The sequence below is a fragment of the Psychrobacter sp. S1-30-MNA-CIBAN-0213 genome (genome assembly GCF_040309845.1).
Taxonomy (GTDB): Bacteria; Pseudomonadota; Gammaproteobacteria; order Pseudomonadales; family Moraxellaceae; genus Psychrobacter.
On record NZ_JBEOPE010000070.1, the window covers coordinates 1 to 272 of the forward strand.

The 272-nt window shown below is 51.1% G+C and carries 1 protein-coding gene; it reads right to left on the reverse strand.

The features are described from left to right. Positions 1–272 (reverse strand): hypothetical protein (locus tag AAEY87_RS13985; protein WP_350657611.1); only part of this gene is annotated, 272 nt, incomplete at both ends.

Genomic DNA, 272 nt, shown 5'->3' on the forward strand with positions numbered 1-272 from the left:
CGACCAATCTCACCAACGATACTCAAATCAAGTGGCACATCACGCCAGCCAGCAACCTCTAAGCCTTCAGCGATAATCTCTTCGGCGAGTACCTGCTGGCTGTGCTGTGCTTTGGTCTCATCTAAATTGACGAACACCATACCCACAGCAAAGTTATCCGTCACTGTTAACTGTTGCTCGCTAGCAATGTCTTTAAAAAAAGCGGTCGGCGTTGCCAGTAGCAAGCCACAACCATCACCCGTCTTGCCGTCAGCAGCAACACCACCGCGATG